The organism is Dethiosulfovibrio russensis, from assembly GCF_021568855.1.
In the GTDB taxonomy this organism is placed as follows: domain Bacteria; phylum Synergistota; class Synergistia; order Synergistales; family Dethiosulfovibrionaceae; genus Dethiosulfovibrio; species Dethiosulfovibrio russensis.
The window spans coordinates 150,290-175,292 of record NZ_JAKGUG010000001.1 but is presented as its reverse complement, the minus strand read 5'-3'; the positions used below and the strand labels follow the sequence as shown (position 1 = coordinate 175,292).

General features: G+C 53.3%; 24 protein-coding genes. 5 read left to right on the top strand and 19 right to left on the bottom strand.

The window, feature by feature from the left end:
- Positions 1-8 precede the first annotated feature (8 nt).
- On the top strand, positions 9-1,001 hold the full coding sequence (locus L2W48_RS00895; RefSeq protein ID WP_236097728.1) for an asparaginase: 993 nt from the start codon (positions 9-11) through the stop codon (positions 999-1,001).
- 42 nt (positions 1,002-1,043) lie between these two features.
- Here the strand turns inward: L2W48_RS00895 and L2W48_RS00890 are convergent, their stop codons facing one another.
- A complete protein-coding gene (locus tag L2W48_RS00890) occupies positions 1,044-1,799 on the bottom strand; it encodes a sulfite exporter TauE/SafE family protein (protein ID WP_236097726.1) in 756 nt (251 codons plus the stop codon).
- Between the two features lie 118 nt (positions 1,800-1,917).
- On the opposite strand from L2W48_RS00890, the gene L2W48_RS00885 reads away from it, so the two are divergent.
- Entirely contained in the window at positions 1,918-2,343 is a 426-nt protein-coding gene (locus tag L2W48_RS00885) for a PPC domain-containing DNA-binding protein (RefSeq protein ID WP_236097725.1), read from the top strand.
- A gap of 50 nt (positions 2,344-2,393) precedes the next feature.
- Here L2W48_RS00885 and L2W48_RS00880 read toward each other — a convergent pair whose 3' ends face one another.
- Complete coding sequence (locus L2W48_RS00880; RefSeq protein ID WP_236097723.1) at positions 2,394-2,870, bottom strand: YbaK/EbsC family protein; 477 nt, start codon at positions 2,868-2,870, stop codon at positions 2,394-2,396.
- Between the two features lie 2 nt (positions 2,871-2,872).
- The gene (locus tag L2W48_RS00875; protein WP_236097721.1) at positions 2,873-3,754 is read right to left on the bottom strand and encodes a LysR substrate-binding domain-containing protein; all 882 of its coding nucleotides are present in this window, start codon (positions 3,752-3,754) and stop codon (positions 2,873-2,875) included.
- 148 nt (positions 3,755-3,902) lie between these two features.
- On the opposite strand from L2W48_RS00875, the gene L2W48_RS00870 reads away from it, so the two are divergent.
- From L2W48_RS00870 to L2W48_RS00860, 3 genes are all read left to right on the top strand, one after another.
- Positions 3,903-4,562 (top strand): TenA family protein, encoded by a 660-nt coding sequence (locus L2W48_RS00870; RefSeq protein WP_236097719.1) that lies wholly within the window; start codon positions 3,903-3,905, stop codon positions 4,560-4,562.
- Positions 4,525-4,896 carry a helix-turn-helix domain-containing protein gene (locus L2W48_RS00865; RefSeq protein WP_236114817.1) on the top strand — a complete coding sequence of 124 codons (372 nt, stop codon included), beginning with the start codon at positions 4,525-4,527 and terminating at the stop codon, positions 4,894-4,896. The genes L2W48_RS00870 and L2W48_RS00865 overlap by 38 nt, the downstream gene beginning before the upstream one ends.
- Positions 4,897-5,022: 126 nt before the next feature.
- Positions 5,023-5,889, top strand: a complete 867-nt coding sequence (locus L2W48_RS00860; RefSeq protein WP_236097716.1) for a MurR/RpiR family transcriptional regulator — start codon at positions 5,023-5,025, stop codon at positions 5,887-5,889.
- Here L2W48_RS00860 and L2W48_RS00855 read toward each other — a convergent pair.
- The 16 genes from L2W48_RS00855 to L2W48_RS00780 all read right to left on the bottom strand — a co-directional run bounded on the left by L2W48_RS00855 (position 5,883) and on the right by L2W48_RS00780 (position 24,914).
- Positions 5,883-6,587: a metal-dependent hydrolase gene (locus tag L2W48_RS00855; RefSeq protein ID WP_236097714.1), complete on the bottom strand. Its 705-nt coding sequence runs from the start codon at positions 6,585-6,587 to the stop codon at positions 5,883-5,885. The genes L2W48_RS00860 and L2W48_RS00855 overlap by 7 nt on opposite strands.
- A 79-nt stretch (positions 6,588-6,666) precedes the next feature.
- A complete protein-coding gene (aspS, locus tag L2W48_RS00850; protein ID WP_236097712.1) occupies positions 6,667-8,466 on the bottom strand; it encodes an aspartate--tRNA ligase in 1,800 nt (599 codons plus the stop codon).
- A 32-nt stretch (positions 8,467-8,498) separates the two neighbouring features.
- Positions 8,499-9,767: a histidine--tRNA ligase gene (gene hisS, locus L2W48_RS00845; RefSeq protein ID WP_236097710.1), complete on the bottom strand. Its 1,269-nt coding sequence runs from the start codon at positions 9,765-9,767 to the stop codon at positions 8,499-8,501.
- A 123-nt stretch (positions 9,768-9,890) separates the two neighbouring features.
- Positions 9,891-10,151, bottom strand: a complete 261-nt coding sequence (locus tag L2W48_RS00840; RefSeq protein ID WP_005661518.1) for a stage V sporulation protein S — start codon at positions 10,149-10,151, stop codon at positions 9,891-9,893.
- Positions 10,152-10,284: 133 nt separating this feature from the next.
- Positions 10,285-10,860, bottom strand: a complete 576-nt coding sequence (locus L2W48_RS00835) for a nucleoside deaminase (RefSeq protein WP_236097709.1) — start codon at positions 10,858-10,860, stop codon at positions 10,285-10,287.
- Between the two features lie 12 nt (positions 10,861-10,872).
- Positions 10,873-12,240: an FAD binding domain-containing protein gene (locus tag L2W48_RS00830; RefSeq protein ID WP_236097708.1), complete on the bottom strand. Its 1,368-nt coding sequence runs from the start codon at positions 12,238-12,240 to the stop codon at positions 10,873-10,875.
- Positions 12,237-14,531, bottom strand: coding sequence for a xanthine dehydrogenase family protein molybdopterin-binding subunit (locus L2W48_RS00825; protein WP_236097706.1), 2,295 nt, complete (start codon positions 14,529-14,531; stop codon positions 12,237-12,239). Before L2W48_RS00825 ends, L2W48_RS00830 begins: the two co-directional genes overlap by 4 nt.
- 14 nt (positions 14,532-14,545) lie before the next feature.
- On the bottom strand, positions 14,546-15,454 hold the full coding sequence (locus L2W48_RS00820) for a dihydroorotate dehydrogenase (RefSeq protein ID WP_236097705.1): 909 nt from the start codon (positions 15,452-15,454) through the stop codon (positions 14,546-14,548).
- Between the two features lie 31 nt (positions 15,455-15,485).
- Entirely contained in the window at positions 15,486-16,811 is a 1,326-nt protein-coding gene (locus tag L2W48_RS00815) for an amidohydrolase family protein (RefSeq protein WP_236097704.1), read from the bottom strand.
- An 81-nt stretch (positions 16,812-16,892) separates the two neighbouring features.
- Complete coding sequence (locus tag L2W48_RS00810) at positions 16,893-19,241, bottom strand: xanthine dehydrogenase family protein molybdopterin-binding subunit (RefSeq protein ID WP_236097702.1); 2,349 nt, start codon at positions 19,239-19,241, stop codon at positions 16,893-16,895.
- Positions 19,234-19,701 carry a (2Fe-2S)-binding protein gene (locus L2W48_RS00805; protein ID WP_268906595.1) on the bottom strand — a complete coding sequence of 156 codons (468 nt, stop codon included), beginning with the start codon at positions 19,699-19,701 and terminating at the stop codon, positions 19,234-19,236. The genes L2W48_RS00810 and L2W48_RS00805 overlap by 8 nt, the downstream gene beginning before the upstream one ends.
- 9 nt (positions 19,702-19,710) lie before the next feature.
- Positions 19,711-20,517, bottom strand: a complete 807-nt coding sequence (locus tag L2W48_RS00800; protein WP_236097700.1) for an FAD binding domain-containing protein — start codon at positions 20,515-20,517, stop codon at positions 19,711-19,713.
- A 146-nt stretch (positions 20,518-20,663) separates the two neighbouring features.
- Positions 20,664-21,650: a bifunctional molybdenum cofactor biosynthesis protein MoaC/MoaB gene (moaCB, locus tag L2W48_RS00795; protein ID WP_236097698.1), complete on the bottom strand. Its 987-nt coding sequence runs from the start codon at positions 21,648-21,650 to the stop codon at positions 20,664-20,666.
- A gap of 5 nt (positions 21,651-21,655) precedes the next feature.
- Positions 21,656-22,633 (bottom strand): GTP 3',8-cyclase MoaA, encoded by a 978-nt coding sequence (gene moaA, locus L2W48_RS00790; protein ID WP_236097697.1) that lies wholly within the window; start codon positions 22,631-22,633, stop codon positions 21,656-21,658.
- A 110-nt stretch (positions 22,634-22,743) separates the two neighbouring features.
- Positions 22,744-24,294, bottom strand: a complete 1,551-nt coding sequence (locus tag L2W48_RS00785; protein WP_236097696.1) for an AbgT family transporter — start codon at positions 24,292-24,294, stop codon at positions 22,744-22,746.
- A gap of 182 nt (positions 24,295-24,476) precedes the next feature.
- Positions 24,477-24,914, bottom strand: coding sequence for an MOSC domain-containing protein (locus tag L2W48_RS00780; protein ID WP_236097694.1), 438 nt, complete (start codon positions 24,912-24,914; stop codon positions 24,477-24,479).
- Positions 24,915-25,003: the final 89 nt, after the last annotated feature.

Here is a 25,003-nt window from a genome sequence, read left to right as displayed (position 1 = left end):
CTTTTACCTTGCCTAATCGGGGTAAAATAGCGTTGGTGATGGCCGGAGGAGAGATCGGAATGCGTTACTCCGAACGCAAAAACGGCCATACTCCAGAGGTCACGGCGGAGGAGATGCTGCAATGGCTGCCTCCGGAAATGGCCGAGGAAATCCATCTGGTAGATTGGAGTCACCAGGCCAGCAGCCATTATTCCATACGCATGACCTCCGACCTAATGGATATACTGAACAAGCTGGTGATAGACGGAATACAGGGAATCGTCATCACCTGCGGCACAGACACCATCGAGGAGATGGCATACCTGGCCGATCTTATGTGGGCCTATCCGCAACCGGTTATATTCACCGGCGCGACCTATCCATCGGACGTAATAGGGACGGACTCCTCCGTAAACCTATACCAAGCGCTCCTATCCGCCAGATCTCAGGCGTGCTGGGGTGCGGGGGTCTTGGTGTGTATACAAGACTGTATCTTCGCCGCTTCCGAGATAACTCAGGAAAGCAACTACAGGAGAAGTGGATTCGTCGCTTTGGACAGGGGACCGGTTGGAGAGATTATCGGCGAGGACGTGATGCTACGGAGAGCGCCGAAGAGAGGGAAGATAATCGAAGGCGTGACACCGGCGAAAGGAGTCGAGCTGATTCAGGCGTCTCTGGGAGGCGGGGAGCGTCTGTTGGCAGCCTTGACCATGTCTTCCGACAACCTCCCCGACGGGGTCGTTTTAGCCGCTTTCGGAAACGGAAATATATTCCCCGGCTGGATTCCCTCAGTCAAGGCACTGGTAAGATCATCGGTGCCGGTTCTGCTTACCTCGAGATGTTCGGCCGGTAGGGTCGTCGATAGATATTGTTTCGAGGGATCCGCCAGTCGACTCTTCGAAATGGGGGTATTAAACGGAGGAGATCTGTCTCCCGAAAAAGCTCGTCTGAAACTTTCTGTGGCCATAGGAGCAGGACTCTCCGGAACGGAGTTACAGGAATACATATTCTGTCAAAGATGATACGAGGCCGACCTTGAGGTCGGCCTCGTATCTTTTCCTGTCTCAAGCGGAAAGAGCCTGAAACATCATCTTGAAAGCACTTACGATAACCGCACCAACAACCATCCATCGAATCCAACAACTACCCTTGGACACGGCAAAACGAGCCCCTAAATAACCGCCGAGCATGGAACCACAGGCAAGCACCAGACCGACCTTAAGATCCAGCAATCCCTTCGCTGCGAACATAGCAACGCTGATGGACGTATAGGACAGGATAACCGCGACCTTGAGGGCGTTTGACCGAAGGAGATCGTGACCGACAACCCCGGAAAGGGCCCAAAGGAAGATGAACCCCACTCCTGCCTGAACGAACCCACCGTAAACCCCTATTCCAAAGAAGATGAGAAACAAAACAGGCCTGGGAACATCCCTACGCCTCTCCTTCTCCCACATGGACGGCTTGAACAGAAGAAAAAAAGCCATAACGGATATTAAAATCGATATGGAAATCTGAAGGACTTTAGGATTCAGCTCTATAGCCAAAGATGTGCCGACCACAGATCCTAACGTGGCAGGGACGGTTAAAGACAACGCCTCCCGGACGGAAAGAGCACCCGACCGGTAAAACTTCGTGGTGGCCACAGTGTTCTGAAAAAATATGGAGATACGGTTAGTGGCGTTGGCGACAGGAAGAGGAAGTCCCGTAAAAACCAACATAGGCAAGCTCAACAGGCTCCCTCCTCCCGCCGTAACGTTCAAAAACCCCGCCGCTATTCCCACAACGAACACCGCTACAATACCGAGATAAGAAGACATGGAGACCCTCCATAGAAAGATACGACTTGAATACTTTTGGGAAAACGCTCTCTATATAGTACAATAAAGACAGGAGGAACCGATCAAAGGGCACGAGATAAAAAAAGGGGGCGAGATAATGCAGTACTGTGGAACGGAGGAACTCCTGGCGCTTCACATAGAGGACGGGGAAAACCTTCACGGTTGCATCGTCACGGCCTGCCGGGGAAGCAACGTAGACTCCGCCGTAGTAATTTCCGGACTAGGAATGGTCTCATCCGTAACCTTCGGATGGTTTACCGGAAAAGAATATCTCAAGAAAAATTACGACGGAACGATGGAGCTAATCTCTCTCTCGGGAGACATAAGCTTCAGGAGAGACGGGATGTATCCCCATCTCCACGGAGTCTTCAGCTCCCCGGACCATCAGGTGATAGGCGGTCACATCATGGAGGCAATCGCCATGAGAAACATCGAGCTGTTTCTGAAACCGATATACTCCCAGCACTTCAACAGAAGGGACATAAACGCTTTCGAGGCACTTATCCCGGAAAGAAGAAGCTGACCTCGCAGACGAGGGGGGAAATCCCCCTCGTCTTTTCTATATGGACGATACTATTTTTTCAAGGACACCATTCTCCCCTCCGTATACTCCAACAGGAGCTCAGGCGAAATAGGAAAGAAGTCGTGATCAGTACCGGCAGCGGCCCAGACTACGTCAAACCTACTAAGCTCCTCGTCCACCAGAGCAGTAAGAGACGGCAGATACCCTACGGGAGGGACACCTCCCACCTTATAGCCGAAATTGGAATAAACGTAATCCGGCTGAGCCATCTTAACCTTCGAGTTGGCTGTTCCCATGATCGAGGCGATCCTCTTGGGGTCGACCCTGTTATCACCGGACATCAATATCAAAACAGGATCGCCGCTTACCATGAAGATTAGGCTCTTCAATATCTCCTCCGGAGGAGCTCCTACTGCCCTGGAGGCGTCCTCCACCGTAAATATGGTATCGTCGGTATGATGTATCGTTCCGTCGTAGCCCTTGGACTCGAGAAAGGATCTTACCTTTTTCAACGCTTCGTTCTCCATCGTCAGACCTCTCTGCTCTCCGCTTTTTCCATCAGGAAGGACACCAAAGACTCCACCGCCTTGGTCTCGCATAGACCGTAAACCATGTAGAAAGGCCTCCTGACCGGAGGATCGAACGCGACTACAGCCACATCTGGGTTGGTTTCCGCCGCCACCCGGGACACCACGCCTGCCTCGGCGCCGCTGGCTACTGCATTGACCACGGCCAAAGCGTGACCGAATTGCAGAGGAATATCCTTCGACCCAGCCTCTACGGATCTGTAAGCCCTCTCCCATATCTGTCTGGTTCCCGATCCCGAACTCCTGCCGGCCAACTTCAACGAGGCAAGCTCCCCCAGTCCGACGCTCTTTTTCGTAGCAAGAGGATGTCTTCTGCCCACCACCAGCACAAGTTCGTCGTTCAGAAAAGGAACGCTGGAGAATCCAGGCAAAGAACGGTCGGTGCCGACGATGGCCAGATCGGCCTTATGAACAGACAGATCTTCTAGCGCAGTCTGGGAATCTCCGACTCGGACCTTTACGTCCACCCCCGGATGGCGTTCGATAAACTCTACGAGAAAAGCGGGGAGGATGTAATCTCCGGGGATCGAGCTGGCGCTTATCGTGACCGAGCCGTAAAGCTCCTCGGAGATCTCGGCTATCTGAAGCTTCGTCTTTTTTCGACAGTCCAGCATCCTCAGAGCGGACTTGTAGAAAACCGACCCCTCAGAAGTCAGACTCGAATGTTTGTGCCCCTTGGCAAACAGCGTCGCTCCCATCTCTTTTTCGAGCCTGGCAACCCTCTTACTCACCGCAGGCTGGGAGACGCCTAGGGCGGCAGCCGCAGCGGAGATGCTGCCCTTTTCCACTATAGCTATAAAAGTCTCCAATTCTCTAAAATCCATAGGATACCATTCCTCTCAGCGACGTCTACAGATCTTTTCATCCGACGAAGATTATCACACGGGATAAAAGGCTTGGCAAGAACGGAAGGTTCGGTTAGAGTCATTCTAAGCACACCAAAACTCTAAAAAAAAGGGGATTTGTCGATTTATGGTCGAATTATCAACGGTCCTTTTTGACGAAAACATGGACGTAGCTCTAGCCTGTCTGGATCATCCTTTCATACGAGGACTCAAAACGGGATCTCTGAAGTTGGAGACCTTCCAAGGTTACCTCTCCCAAGACTCCTTCTATCTCAAAGCATACGCAAAGGCGTTCGCCTTCGGGATATCCAAAAGCCAAGACGATGAGACCATGGAGGTATTCGTCTCCCTCCTCAACGGTGTCTTCGAGGAATTGAAGCTCCATGGAGCCTACTCGAAAAAATGGGGATTTCCCCTAAACTGCTATCCTTCCAAGGCTACGTCCAACTACGTCGATTTCCTGCTGAGGGTAGCGGCCACGGAAGGGATCGGAGACATAGCAGCGGCTACACTTCCCTGTGATGCGTTGTACCTTTTTTTAGGAACCGAGCTGAAGCGAGGGGACCATTCCAGATCACGCTATATGGAATGGATCGACACCTACTCCTCCGAATCGTTCAGAATCCTGACGAACACCCTGGCGGAACTGGTAAACCGTCACGGAACAAATCATGAGAGAGCTCGGTGTCATTACAGAAGAGCCATGCAGCTGGAATATGACTTCTTCGACGAGGCGTATCACTCCTACATTGCGGAGGAAACCCAGAAGGGAGAGACCAACAATTAGAAGCACCGGCCTCAGGATAAAACTGCTCAGGGAAAGTCTCGGGATGACCCAGTTAGAGCTGGCTGAAAGAGCAGATATAAGCAGAACCTACGTTCAAGCTCTCGAGGGCAACAGAAAGACACCCTCGATAAAATTGCTCGGGAAGCTAGGCAACATACTGAAGGTGGACCCGGGGTCGCTGATCCCCTCAGGGGGTGACTCGGGAGGGGAGAGAATCTACCTGGAGGAGATCTTTGACCGTAACTCGTGTGCAGAATACTGGTATAAAAATAGACGTATTACCGAAAAAGAGGTTGAAAAGATAGAGAAACTGATATCGGCACTGTTGGATTGACTCGACGAAAACGAGAACATTCTGACCAAACGGCGGTTTCGTTGTTTCGACCGAGAGAATTGACTAAACTATCCTTTCGTCTTAAACTGTACTAGGGTACAAGTTTCTTCGGATGGAGGTGTTTTTTTGGAGACTCAACAGTTACAGGACCTATTGAGGTCCCATCTTGACAACATGCCTACCAAGGCACGAAGGGTAGTGGAATACCTCTTGACCCACATGAGGGAAGCGGCTTTCATATCTATAGGAGACGTGGCTGACCGTCTGGAGGTATCAAAGGCCCAGATGGTGAGGGTAGCCAGGGTCTTGGGGTTCGAGGGATACGCGGATCTGAAAGAAGCACTAAAAGAAGCCGTTTTAGAGCAGGTAAATCCGGCAGCAAGGCTGAATCGGGTGATGAACGATGAGAACGACCTTCCCGATAAAATCCACCAAATGGAACACGCCAATCTAGACGACACGTGGAATCAGCTCTCTCAGGACAAGATCACTCTCTTCTGCGACATCGTCAAAAAAGCACAAAATATATACTGCACCGGCTGGGGGATCTCGTCCATGGTGGCCGAGTCCATGTTCTCCAGATTCAGGGAGATGGCTCTAAACGGAATCCTGATGAAGAGGGGATCCTTGACCCTTATAGAACAGGCTAGGGGCATAAAACCGGAGGACATGGTAATAGCCTGCGATCTTCCAGGCTATGCCATTCAGGTAACCGAATCGGTAGAGAGGGCGAAGAAAAACGGGGCCGCCATCGTCACCATAACCGACAGCCCCGCGGCCCCTATATGTAGATTCGCCGATCTATCTTTCTACGTCAGCGATAACAGCCCTACATTCGGAAGCAGCCTGATCGGGCCGATCTTCCTGGTACATGTGCTGACGTCGATCTTATCTATCAGTTTAGGCGAAAAAGCCCAGGAAGCCCTGGAAGACCAGGCACAGTGCCTACACGACGAGAGGATATACCATCCGGTATTCGGCCTTCGTTACTGATCCAAAACCTCGACCAGAGGGAACTCGACGCTCTCTCCGGAAGCCATAATCACCACGTCCACCGTCCCGCTGACTGCGGCGGCGAACTCCTCCGGACTGGCTTCTATCACCTCGAAGGTATCGTAATGCATAGGTATGACATGATTGGGACGGATGAGGTTCGCCGCCTTTGCGGCGTCCTCTACGTCCATGGTGAAATTGCCTCCAATAGGCAACATAGCCACCTCGATTTCCTCTTCTTTCAGCAATCCCATATCGAGGGTCAAGCCGGTATCCCCGGAATGATATAACCTCCTACCGTCCACCTCTATGACAAACCCTCCAGCCGCACCCCCCGGTATCATCCCGTCAGGAGAATCTATATCCGAACCGTGTAGGGCAGGGGTCATCTTTACCTTCCCGAAGGGAAACTCAAAGGAACCGCCGATATGCATGGCATGACATCTTGTTCCCGATCGAGATAGATAGACCGATATCTCATAATTACACACGACGGTGGCCCCGCTTCTTCTCGCAATCTCCTGAGTATCGCCTATGTGATCGCCGTGACCGTGAGTCACGAAGATGTAGTCGACGTCGTCAAAATCGTCGATTTTTCCTACGGCTTTAGGGTTTCCCGTAAGGAAGGGGTCTATCAAGAAACTGACCGACTCCCCTCTTACGTGAAAAGCCGAGTGACCTAGATAACGGACCAACATAAGAAACGCCCCCTCTCTAAGCACAGTATAACAAAAATGGGACCGCCACCGTTCAGTGACGACCCCGAAAAAACTCAATCTATCCTTTGGGGACGAAGGTCGATTTTATGTGGAGTTCCTCCATCTGGGTGATTCCGACCTCGGAGGGAGCACCTGACATGAGGCTCTGGGCCTTGGCGGTTTTGGGAAAAGCCATGACCTCTCTGATGGAGTTGGATCCGGTGAGAAGCATGATCAATCGATCGAATCCAAGGGCTATACCTCCGTGAGGAGGAGTCCCGTAGCTCAGGGCATCCAGAAGGAAGCCGAACCTCTCCCTGGCCTGATCCTCCGAGAAGGCCAGACAACCGAACACCTTGGACTGTATAGCAGGATCGTGGATCCTTATGGATCCTCCTCCAACCTCGTTTCCGTTTAAAACCAGATCGTAAGCTCTGGATCTTACCGATCCAGGATCCCCGTCCATGGACGGAAGGTCTTCCACCATCGGCATGGTGAAGGGATGGTGTACCGACGTCCATCTCTTTTCATCTTCATCCCATTCGAACAGAGGAAACTCCGTCACCCAGAGGAATTCCCAGGAATCCCTTACGTGGCCATGTTCTTTTGCGATCTCCAACCGGATCTGCCCCAGCACGGAGCACACAAGACTCCAGTTTTCATGACCCATCACGTACAGGACATCTCCGTCGGAAGCACCGGAGACCCTTCCGAGATCGACCTGTTTGGCGTCGCTCAAGAACTTGGCAAGAGGTCCTTTGACCCCTCCGTTTTTGAACTGGAAATAGGCCATCTCAGGAGCTCCAAGCGTCTTGGCCCTCTCGCACACCTGCTCTATCAGACGTCTGGAAAGAGAGGCTCCCCCGGGAAGGACCACTCCTCTGACGTACCCCCCCCTTTTTAGGAGTTCCTCAAAGGGCTTGAATCCACCGTCTGCAAAAACATCTCCAAGATCGACTATCTCGAAGGGAATTCGCAGATCGGGCTTATCGCTTCCGAAACGGTCCATGGCCTCCCTGTAGGGCATCCTCAAAAAAGGAGTTTGGAGCTCAACTCCCAGTCTGTCCCTGAAGAGACCTACCATGTAGGCCTCCATCATCTCGTATATATCTTCCTCTGTGAGAAAGCTTAACTCGATATCCACCTGTGTAAACTCCGGCTGTCTGTCGGCCCGAAGATCTTCGTCCCTGAAACATTTGGCGATCTGAAAATATCGATCCATACCGCTTATCATCAGTATCTGCTTGAAGATCTGGGGCGATTGAGGCAGGGCGAAGAAAGAACCGGGATTGACCCTGCTGGGAACGAGATAGTCCCTGGCCCCCTCAGGGGTGGACTTAGTGAGAACAGGGGTCTCTACCTCGCAAAATCCCCTGTCGCTAAGGAATTCTCTGGTATACCGCGCCACATCGTGGCGTACCCTTAAGTTTCTCTGCATCCTGTTACGCCTCAGATCGAGGTATCGATAGGAAAGCCTGAGGTTTTCGTCCACTCCGTCGGTGCCCTCTCCAACCTCGAATGGCAGAGGTCTAGCCGGAGCCAGGAGAACGAAATCGTCGACCATGATCTCCCATCGCCCCGTCGCCATATCGTCGTTACAGGTCCCGTCGGGACGAACTCTTACGGATCCCTTAACAGCCACGACGAACTCGCTCCGAAGAGCTTTAGCCCTCTCGTGAGGCTCGGGACACAGTTCGGGATTGAAGACGACCTGAACCGTCCCGGTGTGATCCCACAGCTCTATGAAGATAATACCGCCCAGGTCACGACGTTTTCGGACCCATCCGTTTACCGTTACGACTTGGCCTTCATGGCTTCCGTTTACAGATCCGCAGAAGACGGACCTTTTCCAGGAAGCCGAAAAAACACCTGTTCCCATAATCTAAATCATCCCCACTTTATTAAAACACTCTAAACCAATAGTCGGGAGACGCTGGAGGTCAAACTCTCCAGTTCCACCTGGGTCTGCTCCGACCTGGAGAGATCCTTTACCGTCACGACCCCTTTGTCCAACTCGTCTCCGCCTACTATACAGGCGACAGAGGATCCTCCATTGACGGCGGACTTCATCTGGGCTTTCATGCTTCGGCCAAGATAATCCATATCCGCGGAGATCCCCTCCCTTCTGAGACGATAGAGGACATCTACCGCCAGAGAGCGAGCTATCTCGTCCGCACAGACCACGAAAACATCCGGGGTCGGTTTCCGCCCGAAATCGCACCCCTGCTGCTCCATTGTCAGGACTATCCGATCAAGCCCGGCGGCGAAACCAACGCCTGGCACGTGAGGTCCTCCGATCGCTTCCGACAGGTTGTCATAACGACCTCCGCCGCAGACGGCGTTCTGGGCGCCGAGATCTCCCGACTGCACCTCGAAAGCCGTCTTTGTGTAGTAGTCCAACCCTCTGACCAGTCTCTTGTCCACGTGATAGACGATACCGAGGGAATCGAGACCGGATGTCACAGCTTTGAAGTGTTCGGAACACTCGTCACAAAGGGTCTCGAATATGGCCGGAGCTCCGTCGGTGATCTCTTTGCACCTGTCGTTCTTGCAGTCCAGTATTCGGAGGGGATTTCTGTCGAATCTGTTCTGGCAGGTACCGCATAGCTCATCCAGGTAAGGACGAAGGTAGTCCATCAGAGCCTCCCTGTAGGCAGGGCGACATTCAGGACATCCTACCGAGTTTATGACCACTTCCAGATTGGACATGCCGAGATTTCTAAAAAGCTCGATGGCGGTCATTATGACCTCCAGGTCCACTAGAGGGCTATCAGAACCTAGAGCCTCGAAATCGAGCTGCCAAAACTGGCGGTATCTCCCCTTCTGAGGTCTCTCGTAGCGAAACATCGGGCCAGATCCCCATAGCTTAACAGGCTGAGGTCCGCCATTCATGGAATGTTCCAGGTAACATCTGACCATAGATGCGGTCAGCTCCGGTCTTAAAGTTATGCTCCGCCCACCCTTGTCCTCGAAGGTGTACATTTCCTTTTCCACGACGTCGGTGGTGTCGCCGATGCCTCTGGCGAAAAGCTCCGTATGCTCGAATATGGGGAGATGGACCTCTTTATACGAAAAAAGATCGGCGATCTTTCGGGACATATTCAACGTATGGCCCCATTTCCATGAATCATCGGGAAGAATATCCCGAACTCCTCTAGGGGCTTTAATACTTTCGGCCATAGCGTTACCTCCTGTGTCGTGAGTTTAAGGATAAAACGTTATCGAGAAATTATACATCGTCTATCTCGACAACGCCAATTAAAAAAGCGGCCCTAGGGCCGCTTTTTCTATCGTTCCGGGTAGCTAACGGGATTCAAGCTGAAAACGGATAGCGGTTCTTTCCTCGCCCTCTATCAATATCTTGGCGAAAGCCGGCACACAGACCAAATCGATTCCGTTAGGAGCCACGTAACCTCGAGCGATGGCGATCGATTTGACCGCTTGATTCACCGCACCAGCTCCAACGGCTTGACATTCCACCATACCGGAATCTCTCATGACCGCAGCGATAGCTCCGGCCACCGATTTAGGTTGCGAGTTTGCGGAAACTTTAAGGACTTCCATGACTTTTGCCGACCTCCCTCTGCTTGGACGTTATCGTGCGACTCACATCATAATGACGTTAACCAGCTGTAAAGCATATTCAGTATAGACGAAAGCCTACATCCTTGGCAAGAGGAAGAGATCTCCTCCGTTTTTACTTTAAAGGGATCGAGTTCGTATCCTTTCTCGACTGGTAGACCGAAGACATAGAATCGTACTCGCGCTGGATCCTAGAGATACGCTCTTTAGCGTCGTCGGGATCGTCCAGATCAGGGACCATCTCCATCAAGGGATGGGCCTGGTAGAAGGAATTTTTCCTGGTAGGTGCATCGCATTTAAAGACCTCTTTTAGCATTTTTATATCGTGAGGTATGGAAAAGGCGTCTTTCGTATCGTCGTAACTGAAAAGAAAATAGAACTCCGGAAAACCAGCCCAGGCGATGGCAGACAGACACATCGAGCAAGGCTCATGAGTGGACAGAAACACACAGTCTTGCGGATCAGGCCTGTCCGAAATCTCGTAAAATTTCTTTATGGTGTAGACTTCTCCGTGCCATAGAGGACATTCAAGCTCGTGGTTCGTCCCGGCGACCACCAACGAGAGATCGTCCTTTTTAAGGATCGCCGCACCGAAGACCTTATGTCCTTCTTCCACCCCTTTACGGGTTAGGGGCACTACGTCTCTCTCTATAACGTCCAACATCCTGTTGAAGATAACGTCGGCTTCCACTGTCGTCCCTCCTCAAAATCCCTGACCAAGCTCGCCCAGAAAACGAGCTACCATATTTCCGGTGATGTTTTTTCTGTACTCCTCCGAGGTTCTCGGATGGACTCCGTCTCTGGCTTTTTCTCGAACGACCTCTATCAGAGATGCCGTTATCGGCTTCCCCTCGACCATCTCGGATACCTGTACCAAAGGGCTTGGGAGGATCGACATCGTCCCGGCTACTACCTTCATATCCCTCACCACTCCGTCCTCCAGTCTAGCAGAGCAAGCCACGTTTACCCTCGAGATGGTCAGAGATTTTCTCGATCCTCTTTTGTAAAAAGCCTGAACAGTTCCTTTTTTGGGTATGGGAATCGTTACGGAATCCAGGAGCTCGTCGGGATGACGGACAGTCTCCCGGTAGCCTTTGAAGAGGGAATCCATCGGAACCTCCCTTATGCCGGAGGAACTTCGAAGGACCGCCTTAGCCCCCAGCATCATGAGGACCGGAGGCATGTCGGCTGCAGGGGACGCAGTCATCAGGTTCCCACCCAAGGTGGCTCTGTTTTTTATGGCGATCGCCGCGGAGCTGTCGGCGGCTTCCCTGAGGGCCGGAAAAAACTCCGCTATAGCCGGATCTTCCGCTATCCTTTGGGTGGTAACTCCGCTCCCGACAATCACATTGGCTTCCGATACGTCTATTTTCTTCAGTTCGCATATATGGGTAAGATCCATCAATCGCTCTGGAAGGGGCTTCCCTTTCTTAAGGTCCGGGTAGAAATCTGTCGTACCGGCAAGCATGTAAACATCGTCGAAACGGCTTAAGACCCGACAGGCTTCATCGAGATCGTAGGGTAGAAAAACCTTGTCTATTTCGTCTTCGCTAAGACCGGCGGTCTCGGAGGGCCTTTCCATTTCCTGAAAACCCAGATCGGTCTCAGCTATCTCGCCGTATCCCTCGTCAGCCGCCCTGGACACGGCCTTTATTATCTTTTCGTAGCCGGTGCAACGACATAGATTGCCAGCAAGCCCCTCCTTGATCTCCTCCCTGGTCGGATGGGAATGCCTGGCGAGCAGGGCCCTGGAGGCCATGACCATCCCGGGAGTACAGAAGCCGCATTGTACCGCTCCCTCCTCCACGAATGCCCTTTGCAGGAGATCGCCCTCCCCTTCAAGTCCCTCTACTGTCAGCACCTTGCTGCCGTGGAGTTCCATGGCAGGGATCATGCAGGAGTTGACCAGTCGGCCGTCCAGAATGACAGCACAGGCACCGCATTCTCCCTCTCCGCAACCTTCTTTGGTTCCGGTCAGTCCCCTATTGGTCCTAAGTATATCCAAGAGACGGTCGAGAGGGCTCACCTCGAGGTTTAGTTTTTCTCCGTTTACAGACAAAGCGATTCTCATCGCCGTTCCTCCTTTGAGGTCAACATGGCGGTGATCCTCTCCGGGGTCACCGGGATGTCCTTGGGGAATATCCCTAACGCATGCCCTATCGCCTGGGCCAAAGCAGGAGCGGCTCCGTCGTGGGGGAGCTCGCCCAACCCTTTAGCTCCATAGGGCCCGTATTCGTATGGTACCTCTAAGAACTCGACTTGGAAGGACGGCGTATCCATCGTGGTCGGTATAAGATATTTACTCAGAGACCCCGCATCTATGCGATCTCTTTTGACCTTCATATCCTCCAGCCAACCGTAACCGAGAGCCTGCAGGGTCCCCCCTTCGTACTGTCCCTCAGCCAGGACCGGGTTGATAACCGTCCCTATCTCAACGGCGGCGTAAAGCCTGGTGGGGACGACCTCCAGGGTATCTCTGTCCACCTCCACCTCTACCACGTCGCAAGCCCAGGAATAGGAGGGATAGGCGTCTCCGCTGTTCGTATCGTCGTCCCAGCGGCTTCCGGTGGAACGATATCTACCCCACCCTACGAGCTCGCCCTTGACCTCGGAATAGCTATGGGCCGCCTCCATAAAGGATATCGTTCCTCCATCGAAACGGAATAAACCGTCCTCGTAGGAGACAATCGAGTTTTTTCTCTCCCCTATAAAATCCCTCAGCTTATCTATCATATCCTGGGCCGATCTGGTCAATATGGCCCCTACGACGACGGTGGTACGAGAGGCTACTGTCGGCCCGCTGTTCGAAACGGCGGAGGTATCGGGGTCCATGTAATCCACCTTCTCGAGATCCAGCATAAGGCCTTCAGCGACTATCTGGGGCAACACAGTGGCAGCTCCTTGGCCCATCTCTGTGCTGCCTATTCTTATCTCGACCCGCCCGTCTTCCGGAACCTCTCCGGGAACAAAAACGACCTTTGTGACGCCGTCTATATGGTCCTCTCCTGAACCGGTGAAGGCCCCTCCGTGAAGGAATACCGCCGTCCCTATGCCTTTAAGCACCTTAGATCCAGAGCGATTTTCCTCCGAATATCTCTTCGCCTTTTCGAAGTAGTCCGAGCTCTTCAGGGCTTTATCCATGACCTCTCTGGCTGCGACCTGATCCAGAACCTGTCCGCAGGGCAGGATGTCCCCCACTTCGAGCATGTTCGCTCTACGGATGTCGACGGGAGAGATTCCCAGTCTGGAGGCTACAAGATCCATGTGACGCTCCACGGCGAAAACCGACTGGGGAACACCGAACCCCCTGTAGGCTCCGCTGGGGGGTAGATTGGTGGCTACCGCCCTTCCCAGTACCCTGACGTTCGGGACCCGATAACACCCCGTCGCGTGGAGGACCCCCCTCTGGAGCACTACCACGCTCAAGGTGGTGGTGGCCCCTCCGTTCAGGATAAAGTCCACGTCCATGGCGGTTAAGGTACCGTCTTTTTTATGACCGGAGCGAATTCCGGTGACCGACGGGTGCCTTTTGGAGGTAGATGCCAGATCTTCCTCCCTATCGAATATCATCTTGACAGTTTTACCCGAGGCCAATGCCAAAACCGCCACATGGAGGGCAACCAGAGACGGATAAAACTCCTTTCCTCCGAAGGCTCCTCCCGTGGTGGACTGCTTCACCACTATGCTCTCCGGATCAAGAGGCAACCCCTTGGACAACGAGTTATGCACGTAAAAAGGGCACTGACAGGATATGGTGACCTCGACTCCCCTTCCGTCGGAAGTGGGCACGGCAAAGGCACCCTGTGGCTCCAGATAGGCCTGTTCCTGATGCTGGGTGCTGTAGGTTTCCTCGAAGATAAAGTCAGCTTCGTCGAAACCGGCGGCCAGATCTCCTCGACGGATATCGAACTGCTGTATAACGTTGTCCTCTCCCCATACGATCCGTTCGGCCTTCAATGCCTCCATCACGTCGATCACAGGATCCCCGTCCGGCTCTATGATCGGTCTCAGGCAGGATAAGGCCCTTTCGAGCAATTGTCTATCCGGGGCGGCAACCAAGGCGATAGGCTCCGTAACGTAGGAAACTCGGTTCTCCGCCAATATGGGACAGTCGTCTCGCACCGAGGCCACCATATTAGCCCCTGGCAGGTCCGCAGCGGTCACGACCGTAACCTTGGACCAGTCGAAGGAGGGATCTCTATCGATCCCCTTGAGAATTCCTCTGGCAACGGTCGACCTAAGAACTCCGCCGTACCAACATCCATCCAAAGGTATATCGTCCACGAAAAGAGCCCTGCCCGTTACCTTATCCCAACCGTCCTTCCTCGGCTCCGGCTTCCCCACCACCCTGCGTCCATCCATATCGAGGCCTCCGATCATCTCGAATCGCCCGCCTCGACCGGAGCATATAGACCACGAATATCGTCCAACGAGCCATATCCCTTTCGATCCATCCAATCGGATATCTCGGAGGCTATCTTTCCGTATATGCCGGTTCCTCTGCGTATCGCCTCGGAACATATTCCGACCAAAGAAGCCCCTGCCATAATAAACTTGACCGCATCCTCTCCGGTCCTGATGCCTCCCACCCCCACGACCGGTTTATCCTGAGAATGGGATATCTGATAGACCGCATAAAGAGCGACGCCGGTGATGGCCGGTCCGGAAAGCCAACCGTGGCCGTCCTCCGTCCCCAACCGAGGCTTAGGATTATCGATATCGAAATCCAGAGCGGGACCTACCGAGTTGACCGCGACGAATCCGTCGACATAATCGGACATGACCTTGGCCATCTCAGGGATATCCGGGGTACTGGGAGATACCTTCATCCATACAGGACAGGAGACAGACCCTCTAAGGGCCTCGGCCACCCGTTTCAGTGGATCGAGGGTCTTGCCGACGTAATGGGTGGAGAACTCCACCACGTCGGGACCGACCTCCGTCTCCAGCGCCTTTCCAAGCTCGGCAACGTCCTCGGGGCTGTAGCCGATGGAGCATATCAGGGGAACACCGGTCTCCTTGACCTTGACATAGTCATCTATATAGCTCCGCCAGGGTCGATCGGACCACGTCTCGCAGTTCAAAAGACCATCGCAGGGTCCTTTGGAGATACAGGGTTTAGGGTAGACGGCCGGTTCTCTGGACACCGTCTTTGTCACTATGCCTCCGGCCCCTCTCTCCACTGCCTCCAACATCTGCTCCAGCCTCATGACGTTGGGACCCGCTGCGGGAAGCACCGGATTTGTGAACTTTAAATTCCCTAATTTAACGGTCAAATCTGCCATATTTACCCTCCCTTTCGGTAAGCCTATCGAATCACCTGAGATGTCCGTTCCAGTCCAGGGCCTCGAATCTGCCGTGAAGGCTGAAAGCAGCCTTTCGGGCCTCCGATATCAAAGAGACATCGTTCAAATCGCTGTCGGTGAAATTTCCGTCATGCCAGAGGATCTTTCCGTCAACCACCGTCATAAAAGAGTTTCCCCCCTTGGCTCCGAATATGAGATGTCCCAAGAGGTTATCCTCTGATACAGGGGTAAGGGGAACATAGTCCAAAACGGCTATATCCGCGGCTGCCCCTACCTCGAAGCCTCTGAGATCCGGGAAAAAACGACGGACATAGTCGTACCTTCCGTCGAAGAAGGCGTCTTTTAAGCCTTCCCAAAGCCTCGGGGCCTGACGATCGAGCAGAAAAGCCGAGCGCAGAGACGCCACCATATCTCCCGACATACCGTCGGTTCCAAGGAGAAAACGCCCTATACGACCTCTATCCATCCGTCCCACCCTGTTGTTCGCGTTTGACTCAGGGTTGGTCACCACCGCGGGAGAGATATCCTCCAATATGCGGTAATCCCTTTCCGAGAGATGAATACAGTGGACCAGCAGAGACCCGGGGGAGATCAGTCCAAACGAGTCCAGTCGATGGACCGGTCCGTGATATCCCTTCTCGACGCAGAAATCGTAGTCGGGACGTCCCTCTCCACAGTGGACGTGGATGGACATCTCCTCGGGCTTTTGCCGTCCGAGAAAAGCCATGGACTCGTCCGACAACGTCATGTTGGCATGAATACCAAGCATTCCCTTTCTGGCGGTATCGTTTCGGTGGGCGCTCCAGAAGCGGACGTTCTCCTCGAACTGCTCCTTTACCCGCTCCCTGCCGAGACGATCGGACATCTCCAGACATAGGACCGCCCTCGATCCGACCTTTTCGACGGCACGGTCTATCACGTCAAGCGCTCCCTCCGACAGGTTCATCGAAGCGTGATGATCGAAAAAGGTGGTAACCCCATGGCGAACCGAGTCCATGGCGCCACATAGGGAGGACCAATAGACCGAGCTCTCGTCCATGGAGGCGTCAAGAGGCCACCATAGGTCCTCCAAAACCTCGACGAAACCCTCCGAAGGACCGTGAGGAGCCAGACCGGGGGCAAAATGGGAGTAGAGATGATGGTGCATATTCACCAAACCTGGCAGTATCAACCTACCACCCACGTCCAAAACCGGAAGGCCCTCTACCTCCATGTCGTCGAGAGGACCTACGGAGGCGATCCTACCGCTATCGACCAAAACGGATCCGTTGTAAAAGAAGACGCCTCTGCCGTCGGCCACGACGCCGTTAGAGATGATATAGCGATTTTGATCCACTGTGACATTCCCCCTTTCGAGGAAAACACCTCAACTCGACGGGGGCGGTCCTTGACCGCCCCCGTCGAACAGACCTCGCTCTCAGCGATCCACGTCTTTCAAGGCGGCCAGGATCTTCTCGGGAGTAAGAGGAAGGTCGAATATCCTCACGCCTACGGCGTCGTATATCGCGTTAGCGATGGCCGGAGCCGGTCCGTTTATACATACCTCCGAGACGGATTTAGCTCCGAAAGGACCGGTTTCCTCGTAGGAATCCACCAGAATGGTCTCGATTTTCGGGACATCCAGGGATCCGAAGACCTTGTAATTTCCGAAATCCGGGTTGGTCATTCTTCCCTTGTCGTCGAAGAGATACTGTTCGGTCAAGGCGTAACCTATACCGTTGAGGACTCCTCCCTCGACCTGCCCCTCGGCCATTTTAGGATTGAGAGCTTTACCGCAGTCCACGGCGCTGACGAAACGAAGCACCTCCACCCTGCCGGTGAAGGTATCCACCTCCACCTCGGCGAACTGGGCGATGAAGGGAGGCGGTGACACCGGAGACGTGTAGGATCCGTACCCCTGAATCTGTTGCATGTTTTCACCGGCACCGTAGAGGGAGAAACAGCACAGCGATCCGAAGTCGGTGGAGACATCGGAATTATCGCGATCCCATATCCTACCCCCGGAGGTCTCCAGTCTTTCGACCGGAACCTCCAACATGACGGAAGCTACCTTCATTATGTTCTTAAGAAAATCCTCTGCGCAAGCCCTTACTGCTCCTCCTGATACGTAGGTACCGGAGGACGCATAGGCTCCTACGTCGAAAGGAGTGACGTCCGTATCGGAGGAAAGCGGGACCACCATATCTGTGGGTATATCCAGCACCTCCGCGGCAATCTGACACATCACGGTGTCGGATCCGGTTCCGGTATCGGACGCCCCCATGAGGAGGTTACAGGAGCCGTCCTCGTTCAACTTCATGTAGGCGCTTCCCATGTCTATGAGCGGAATTCCCGATCCCTGCATAGAGACCGCCATGCCTACCCCACGGACCTTTCCGGGGCTATCGGATATACGTCTGTCCCTTTTCTCGTACCACCCTATGGCCTCGGCACCTCGATCGATACACTCGCTGAGTTTACAGCACGTTATGACCTGAGGAACTCCTGCCTTGCCCTCTCCGATGGCCTCGAACACGGGAGAGCCCTCCCCCTCTTTGATATGCCACTTTTTGACGTACTCCAAGATATCCACGTCGAGTTTTCTCGTCAGATCGTCGATGAACTGCATAAAACCGAATGTCGCCTGGGTAACACCGTAGCCTCTGTAGGCTCCTCCTACCGGCTGGTTGGTGTAGACGGTGCGACCGATGAACTCGACGTTCTCCACCTTGTTGAAGAGGGGAAGGACCTTGGAAGCTGCATTACAAAGCACTGTAAGGCCGTGGGGGCCGTATGCTCCAGCCGTCATCAGATCATCCATCCTGAGAGCGGTAATGGTCCCGTCCTTCATCACCCCTGCCGTGACGTGGACCCTCATGGGGTGTCTCGTCCTGGACGAGGTAAAGGCCTCTTCCCTCGACAGTATCGCCTTCACCGGACGCCCGGTACGAAGGGCGAACTTGGCCGCTAGGGGCTCTATGAAGGCCTCCTGTTTGCCGCCGTAAGCTCCTCCCACCCGGGGTTTTATGACGTGAACCTTTCTAAGGGGGTAATCCAGCACCTGGGCTACTATTCGACGAACGTGAAACGGCACGCTGGTAGACGAGTAGACGATCATCCTTCCGGTCTCGTCGAAAAGGGCAAAGGCCGAATGAGGCTCCATCATGCAGTGATGGGCGTAATGGGTGCGATAGACCTGGTCCAGGACGAAGTCGGCCTCTGCCAGACCTTTTTCCACGTCCCCTATGGAGAAGATCTTCTCCGCCATCAGGTTCTTGGAGGGATCGTATGGGACGGGGATCGGCATATATTCGTCCCTGTCGTGAACCACCGGGACACCTGGCTCCATGGCTCTCTCAGGGTCGAAGAGGGGCTCCTGCAGCTCGTATTCCACCTTTATTTTCGATACCGCCTCCCGGGCTATGTCCAGAGTCTCCGCCGCAACCGCGGCTACCCTGTCGCCGGCAAATCTGACCTTGTCGTCGAAAAGCCACGAATCGTAGGGAGAGGGCTCGGGAAATCCCTGACCGGCGGTGGTATGAACTACCTTAGGCATGTCGTCGTAGGCGTTTTTATAGGACATGACGTCCACCACTCCCGGAACCTTCCAAGCCTCCGAGTCGTCTATATCCTTTATGATCCCGTGAGCATGGGGAGAGTATAGCACCGCCACGTGAAGGGTTCCGGGAGCGTCAAAATCGTCGGTGTAGCGTCCCGTCCCCGTCGCCAGGGACAGACCATCGATCTTCTCAACGTCGTGACCTACGGAGGAAAAATCCCTATCCATGATCTCTCATCCTTTCAGCCGCCAATCGGACCGCGTCGAATATCTTCACGTAGCCGGTGCAACGGCACTTGTTGCCGTCCAAGGCCCTTCTGATCTCCTCGTCGGTGGGATCGGGTTTCTTCGACAGCAGCGCGTAGGTGGCCATGACCATGCCGGGAGTACAGAAGCCACACTGAATCGCCCCGGCGTCGACGAAAGCCTGTTGTATAGGATGGGGCTTCTGTACCGTACCCAACCCCTTTGCCGTAAGTATTTCAGAACCGACCACAGAGGCGGCGTAAACCTTGCAGGATGTCACGAGGTCTCCGTTAAGGACGACAGCGCAAGCGCCGCACTCACCGGTATCGCAACCTCTCTTAACCTCGGAGAACCCGCCATCTCTAAGAGCCTGGAGCAAAGTAGCGTCGGCCTCGAACGACAGGACCTTCTCAACCCCGTTTATCACGAAACGTCCTTCCAAGATAGCCACCTACCTTTCCAAGAGCCCAGCCAGGCCTCTTTCAAACCAGACCTTGGCGACCTGACCGAAATACTCACCGCTTCCGGATTTTTTATCCGGAAAATCCAGCTTAAGCTTTTCGGCCACAGCGTTGACGTCCACATCGCCGTAACGGATCCCTTTGAGACTCTCGGAGATATCGTTAAAAATCTTGAAACGCTCCTTGGTCCCCACGCAAACACCTCTAAAATCTGCCAGGACGTCTCCGTCCCTTTGGGCCAACAGGGTCATCGTGAAACCGGGGTAATCGAAACCGACGCGGACCTCTCGGTAATACCAACCGTCCATAGGAAGGTCGGGAACAACGATGGCTCTAATTACCGACCCCCTGAAAAGCCCCCTGTTAGACACGAAATGCTCTATCGGATAACGTCCCGATACCGTTCCGACCAGATCCACCGATGCCCCCAGAGCCAAGAGAGGCCCCATGAGATCGGACCAAAGGGGGAAAAACGCTACGCTACCACCGAGGGTAATCCTGTTTCTCAAAGGCGTAGAGGCCGCCTGACTAAGGGCGGACACCAGGACATGTCCGGGACGAATTCTCGACAGCTCCTCCACCGTCCTAGAAAACGAACAGGTCGCCCCCAAAAGGATATCTTTTCCATCCTCGTAGCAACGGTCCCATCCCATCCGACCCAGATCGACCACGACCTTAGAGGACCTGACACGACCTCGAGGAATTCCAGTTCCCCCTCCGTGAACCAGGGGATTATCTCTCTCCAATAAACCGACGAGCTCATCGATATCGGAAGGAAAAAGCCATTTTGAACTCAAGTTGCCCCCTCCTCTGACTAAGACATGACATTGTCTTTTTAATGTCAATATCGTATATTTCGGCGACCTCGGTGTCAAGAAAACCGACGCCCCCTGCCATAGGGAAAGTCAATGGATTGGATCGAATATTCCCGATATACAACGGTTCAATTACCGCAATCGCCACTCCATCCTCTTAAAGTCTCCAATCCATGACCGATCACAGACTCCACCGCCTGAAAACACTGGATCGCTCCTCTTACGCTTCCGGGCATGGCCAATATCAAAGACCTACCTCTAGTGACGGCCAATCCTCGGGACAAAACCGCTCTATCGGTGAAGTTGAGAGAATAGGATCTCATCCTCTCTCCCAGCCCGGGCACCTCCCTGTCCGCTATCGACATAACCGCTTCCGGCGTCACGTCCCTGGAGGAGAGACCGGTTCCGCCTGTTATCAAGACAATATGGACGTCTTCCTCGTCCACCCATTTCACGATTCTGTCCGCTATAACATCCTTCTCGTCCGGCACTATAGCCCTATCTTGTAAGCGGTATCCGAGTTCCTCTACAGTCCTGCACAGAGCCGGACCGGATCGGTCCTCTCTCTCCCCTTGGCTGCCCTTGTCGCTCACGGTCAGGACGGCCACGGTTATCTCCGGTAGATCGCTACCCCTTTCGAAGCCGTCCCTGGTCCATTTACCGCTTTTACCGCCTGATTTTTTCAGGAGCCTGACCCCCTGTATCTCCATACCCTTATCGACCGCTTTACACATATCGTAGACCGTAAGTGCGGCTACTGAGACACCGGTTAAAGCCTCCATCTCCACTCCAGTCACGTCTCCGGCCTTGACCTTGCAGGTTATATGAACCCCTTTGTCCGGATCCAAGCGACAGATAACGGCACCGTGGTCCAGTCTGAGAGGATGACAAAGCGGGATCAGGTCAGAGGTCTTTTTTATCGCAGAGATCCCCGCAAGCTCGGCAATGCGTAATACATCACCCTTCCTGTTTCCTCCCTCCGCCACGGCATCACGGACCTTATCGGACATCAGAACCCATCCCTCCGCCTCGGCGGCTCTGTCTGTCCTTGGCTTTCCTCCTACATCCACCATCCTGGGATGCCCCTCGTCGTCGATATGGGTGAACTTCGACATCGATATCAACCTCCTATCCTGGACATATGGCTCTCACCACGGGCGACCTTGGTCCAACATTCGGGTTTATCTAGGGCAGCGGCCGCTATGGTCTCAACTAGCGCCTCACTGCATCTGTCCCTGAGAGCTGACATGACGCTGCGGCCTCTAACATCGAAAAGACAAGGTCTAACCTCTCCATCGGAGGTTATTCTGAGCCTGTTACAACGATCGCAAAAATGATGGGATACGGCAGCTATCAGACCCAATCTCTGCCCCGTTGTTCGATTTCTGTAATACACGGAAGGCCCGGAAGTAAGGCTATCGGACGGTCTTTCCGGAATCCAAAGCTCCCCGTCGGGAAGGCCATCGATCATGTCGTCCACGGAGACGAAAGCGTTTTCCAGCCACACTTCGGAATCGAGAGGCATGAACTCTATCAGTCTCAAAAGAACCCCTTTCTCTCTGGCGAAATCGAGCAAATCCGGCAATTCGTCGTCGTTGAATCCCTTCATCATAACCGTATTCAATTTCACTGCATTCGAGCTATCGACCAAGGCATCGATACCCTCTATAACAGATCCCAGATCTCCGAGCCTGGTTATATTCCTGAAACGATCGGGCTTGAGGCTATCGAGGCTAACGCTTATACCATCTAGACCAAGATCTCCCAGCCTTTTGGCCCAGGGCTTCACCAAAGAGCCGTTGGTAGTCACAGCCACCGCAAAATCGGGGAGTTCCGATCTCAGTCTCTCCAAAAAAGGGACGAAATCCTTTCTTACGAAAGGCTCCCCTCCGGTGAACCTCAACCGTTTCACCCCCATGGAAGACAGGGTCTTAGCCAGAAAGAGGATATCCTCATAGCTCATTATCTCCTCGTGGCTCAAGATCGGCACTCCTCCGGACGGCATACAGTATCGACAACGGAAATTACACCTATCGGTCACGGAGATCCTGACGTAGTTCAGATATCTTCCAAAACTGGACTCTATGCCTCGTTCCATCGCCTCAGCTCCTTAGCGGTCTTTTGTTATTATTCCAAACCACTTTAGCACGACGAGCCCCCTCCAACAAACGGAGGGGGCCCGTCCTTACCGCTAAAAAACCGCTTAGATTAACCTACGAAGATACCCGCTCCAGGTCCGAGAGGCAGATTAAGAAAGTACCACACTGCCAAAAGGCTTATCCAGGCAACGGCAAAAAATATCGACAGAGGAATCCCTCTGGATACGATCGTCCCTATACCGGCATCTTTATCGTACTTGGCGGCGAAACCCAGAAGTATGGGGAAATAGGGCATCATGGGGGTTATCGAGTTGGTGCAAGAGTCACCGATACGATACAGAAGCTGCGCAAGCTGAGGAGAATACCCGAGATAGTAGAGCATCGGAACTATGACGGGAGCCATGAAAGCCCATTTGGTAGAGCCACTGGTTATGAAGAGGTTCACGAAAGTGGAGAATAGAATTATCATCACCAGAAGGCTGAATCCGGTAAAACCGGCGTTCTTAAGCCCCTCAGCCAGTTTTACCGCCATCACGATGGCCATATTCGACTTGGAGAAAGCCGCTATGAAGTTGGCGATAGGCAGTATTATGACTATGTAACTGGCCATACCTCCCACGCCCTCTACCATGGAGTTGACCAATTCCTTCGCCGTCTTTATCGTTCCGGCCTTCTTACCGTAGATGAGCCCGACCAGGATGAAATAGAGGAGCAGAATAGGAACAAGGCCCTTGATGAAGGGCGAAGGTATCAGAACGTCCTTTACCGGATCTCTCAGTATGCTGCCGGGAACCATGGCATAAGAGATGAGTCCGATCCAATAGACGGCGGTAAAGATCATGGCGGCCCGGAAGGCTTTATTCTCTTGCTCGGATACCTCGAATCCTCCGTCACCGTGCTGCATCTCCTTGGCCGCCTGACAGTGCTCGAATTTCTCGTCCCACTGACCGAAAGAGGGCATCATAAACTTGCTGACGAAGATGGAAGCCAAGCCGGATATCACGAAGGTTGACACCACCATGAAGAAGTAGTTGGCGGTGGGATAGACTTCCGCACCGGGCTTGACTATCTGATAGGCGGTAGTGGAGATTCCCGCCAGCAACAGATCGGTACCGGCTATGAACAGATTTGCGGTAAAGCCGGCACACACAGCGCCGTAACCGACAACCAGACCGAATATGGGGTTCTTTCTCATAGAGAAGAAAAGAGCTCCCGTAAGAGGGGGGACTATGACTATGGCCGCATCGGAGGCCAGGTTACCGCAGATTCCGAAGAGAAAAACCGCAAAGATGAGGAACTTTTCCGGCACCTTGGCGATATTCTTCATGAGGTTCTCCAAGAACCCGGATTTCGTGGTAACCCCTAGACCGATCATCATGACCAGGACCAACCCGAGAGGCGGGAATCCTGCGAAATTCTTGACCATGCTCCTCACGGACCAATCGAACCCTTTATGCGACAACAGATTCATTATGGCCACGGTATTCTCCGTCCCCGGTTTTTGGACCGAGACACCCTCGAAAACCGCGGAAAGAGCCAGGACTATAGCCCAAAGCCCCATAAACAGCCAGAAAGGATGGGGCAGTTTATTTCCCGCTACCTCAATACCCTTAATGACCTTTACGAAAAAACTATCTTTTTTGATCGTATCCTTAGACATAAAAGCCCTCCATGAATAACACTAAAAAAAAGCCTGAACGAGTCGAGCCACCCCCGACATACATCAGCTGCAGACAGAAAAAAGCCCACTATCGCGACTACCCCTTTAAACCACCACCCCTATGAAACATAGACTCATCTATCGAACTATCATACCAAAAAATTGTCTGCGGTGGATACCTTTCAACTTAATTCGGAAAACTCCAGAGAGACCTCGTCCCCCAATCTCACGATTCCCTCATCTACGACCTTCAAAAAAAAACCTACGTAGGGAAGGAGACACCATCCTCTATAGTCGTAGGAATGGGGCTCTCCCGGCTTCTTCCCTATCTCTATAAGCAAAAGAGACACGGCACCTATTTTAAGCTCCGTCCCTACAGGAAGATCCTTCGGCAGCCCCGAAACTATCAGGTTCTCCGCCAAAGATCCTGGGGGGAAGCTGAATCCGGCATTGATCTCCGCGGCCGATATATCCTCCGACCTCAACATGCTGACCTCTCTCTCGGAGACACCTCGGTGAGAGTCCCCGTCTATACCGCCGTACAGGAAAGAGGCATAGGGGACGGATCTCTTAGGTTCCCTACGTTTGGAGCTAATACATATACCCTCGATTTTCGACATGATTATATGGGATCCTCCTTTTTTTTCGGTGTATAATATACTCGCAACTAGGTTGCATTATATAGTATCCTCCATGAACAACGCTCGGG

Bases quoted from the DNA above. Each gene is read 5' to 3' on its own strand.
- L2W48_RS00870 (WP_236097719.1), top strand. From the start codon at position 3,903: ATGGTCGAATTATCAACGGTCCTTTTTGACGAAAACATGGACGTAGCT.
- L2W48_RS00890 (WP_236097726.1), bottom strand. From the start codon at position 1,799: ATGTCTTCTTATCTCGGTATTGTAGCGGTGTTCGTTGTGGGAATAGCG.
- L2W48_RS00855 (WP_236097714.1), bottom strand. From the start codon at position 6,587: ATGTTGGTCCGTTATCTAGGTCACTCGGCTTTTCACGTAAGAGGGGAG.
- moaA (WP_236097697.1), bottom strand. From the start codon at position 22,633: ATGGAACGAGGCATAGAGTCCAGTTTTGGAAGATATCTGAACTACGTC.
- moaCB (WP_236097698.1), bottom strand. From the start codon at position 21,650: ATGTCGAAGTTCACCCATATCGACGACGAGGGGCATCCCAGGATGGTG.
- L2W48_RS00780 (WP_236097694.1), bottom strand. From the start codon at position 24,914: ATGTCGAAAATCGAGGGTATATGTATTAGCTCCAAACGTAGGGAACCT.
- aspS (WP_236097712.1), bottom strand. From the start codon at position 8,466: ATGGGAACAGGTGTTTTTTCGGCTTCCTGGAAAAGGTCCGTCTTCTGC.
- L2W48_RS00825 (WP_236097706.1), bottom strand. From the start codon at position 14,531: ATGGATGGACGCAGGGTGGTGGGGAAGCCGGAGCCGAGGAAGGACGGT.
- L2W48_RS00785 (WP_236097696.1), bottom strand. From the start codon at position 24,294: ATGTCTAAGGATACGATCAAAAAAGATAGTTTTTTCGTAAAGGTCATT.
- L2W48_RS00810 (WP_236097702.1), bottom strand. From the start codon at position 19,241: ATGGATAGGGATTTTTCCTCCGTAGGTCACGACGTTGAGAAGATCGAT.
- L2W48_RS00830 (WP_236097708.1), bottom strand. From the start codon at position 12,240: ATGAGAATCGCTTTGTCTGTAAACGGAGAAAAACTAAACCTCGAGGTG.
- L2W48_RS00820 (WP_236097705.1), bottom strand. From the start codon at position 15,454: ATGGCAGATTTGACCGTTAAATTAGGGAATTTAAAGTTCACAAATCCG.
- hisS (WP_236097710.1), bottom strand. From the start codon at position 9,767: ATGGCCGAAAGTATTAAAGCCCCTAGAGGAGTTCGGGATATTCTTCCC.
- L2W48_RS00875 (WP_236097721.1), bottom strand. From the start codon at position 3,754: ATGGATTTTAGAGAATTGGAGACTTTTATAGCTATAGTGGAAAAGGGC.
- L2W48_RS00885 (WP_236097725.1), top strand. From the start codon at position 1,918: ATGCAGTACTGTGGAACGGAGGAACTCCTGGCGCTTCACATAGAGGAC.
- L2W48_RS00880 (WP_236097723.1), bottom strand. From the start codon at position 2,870: ATGGAGAACGAAGCGTTGAAAAAGGTAAGATCCTTTCTCGAGTCCAAG.
- L2W48_RS00840 (WP_005661518.1), bottom strand. From the start codon at position 10,151: ATGGAAGTCCTTAAAGTTTCCGCAAACTCGCAACCTAAATCGGTGGCC.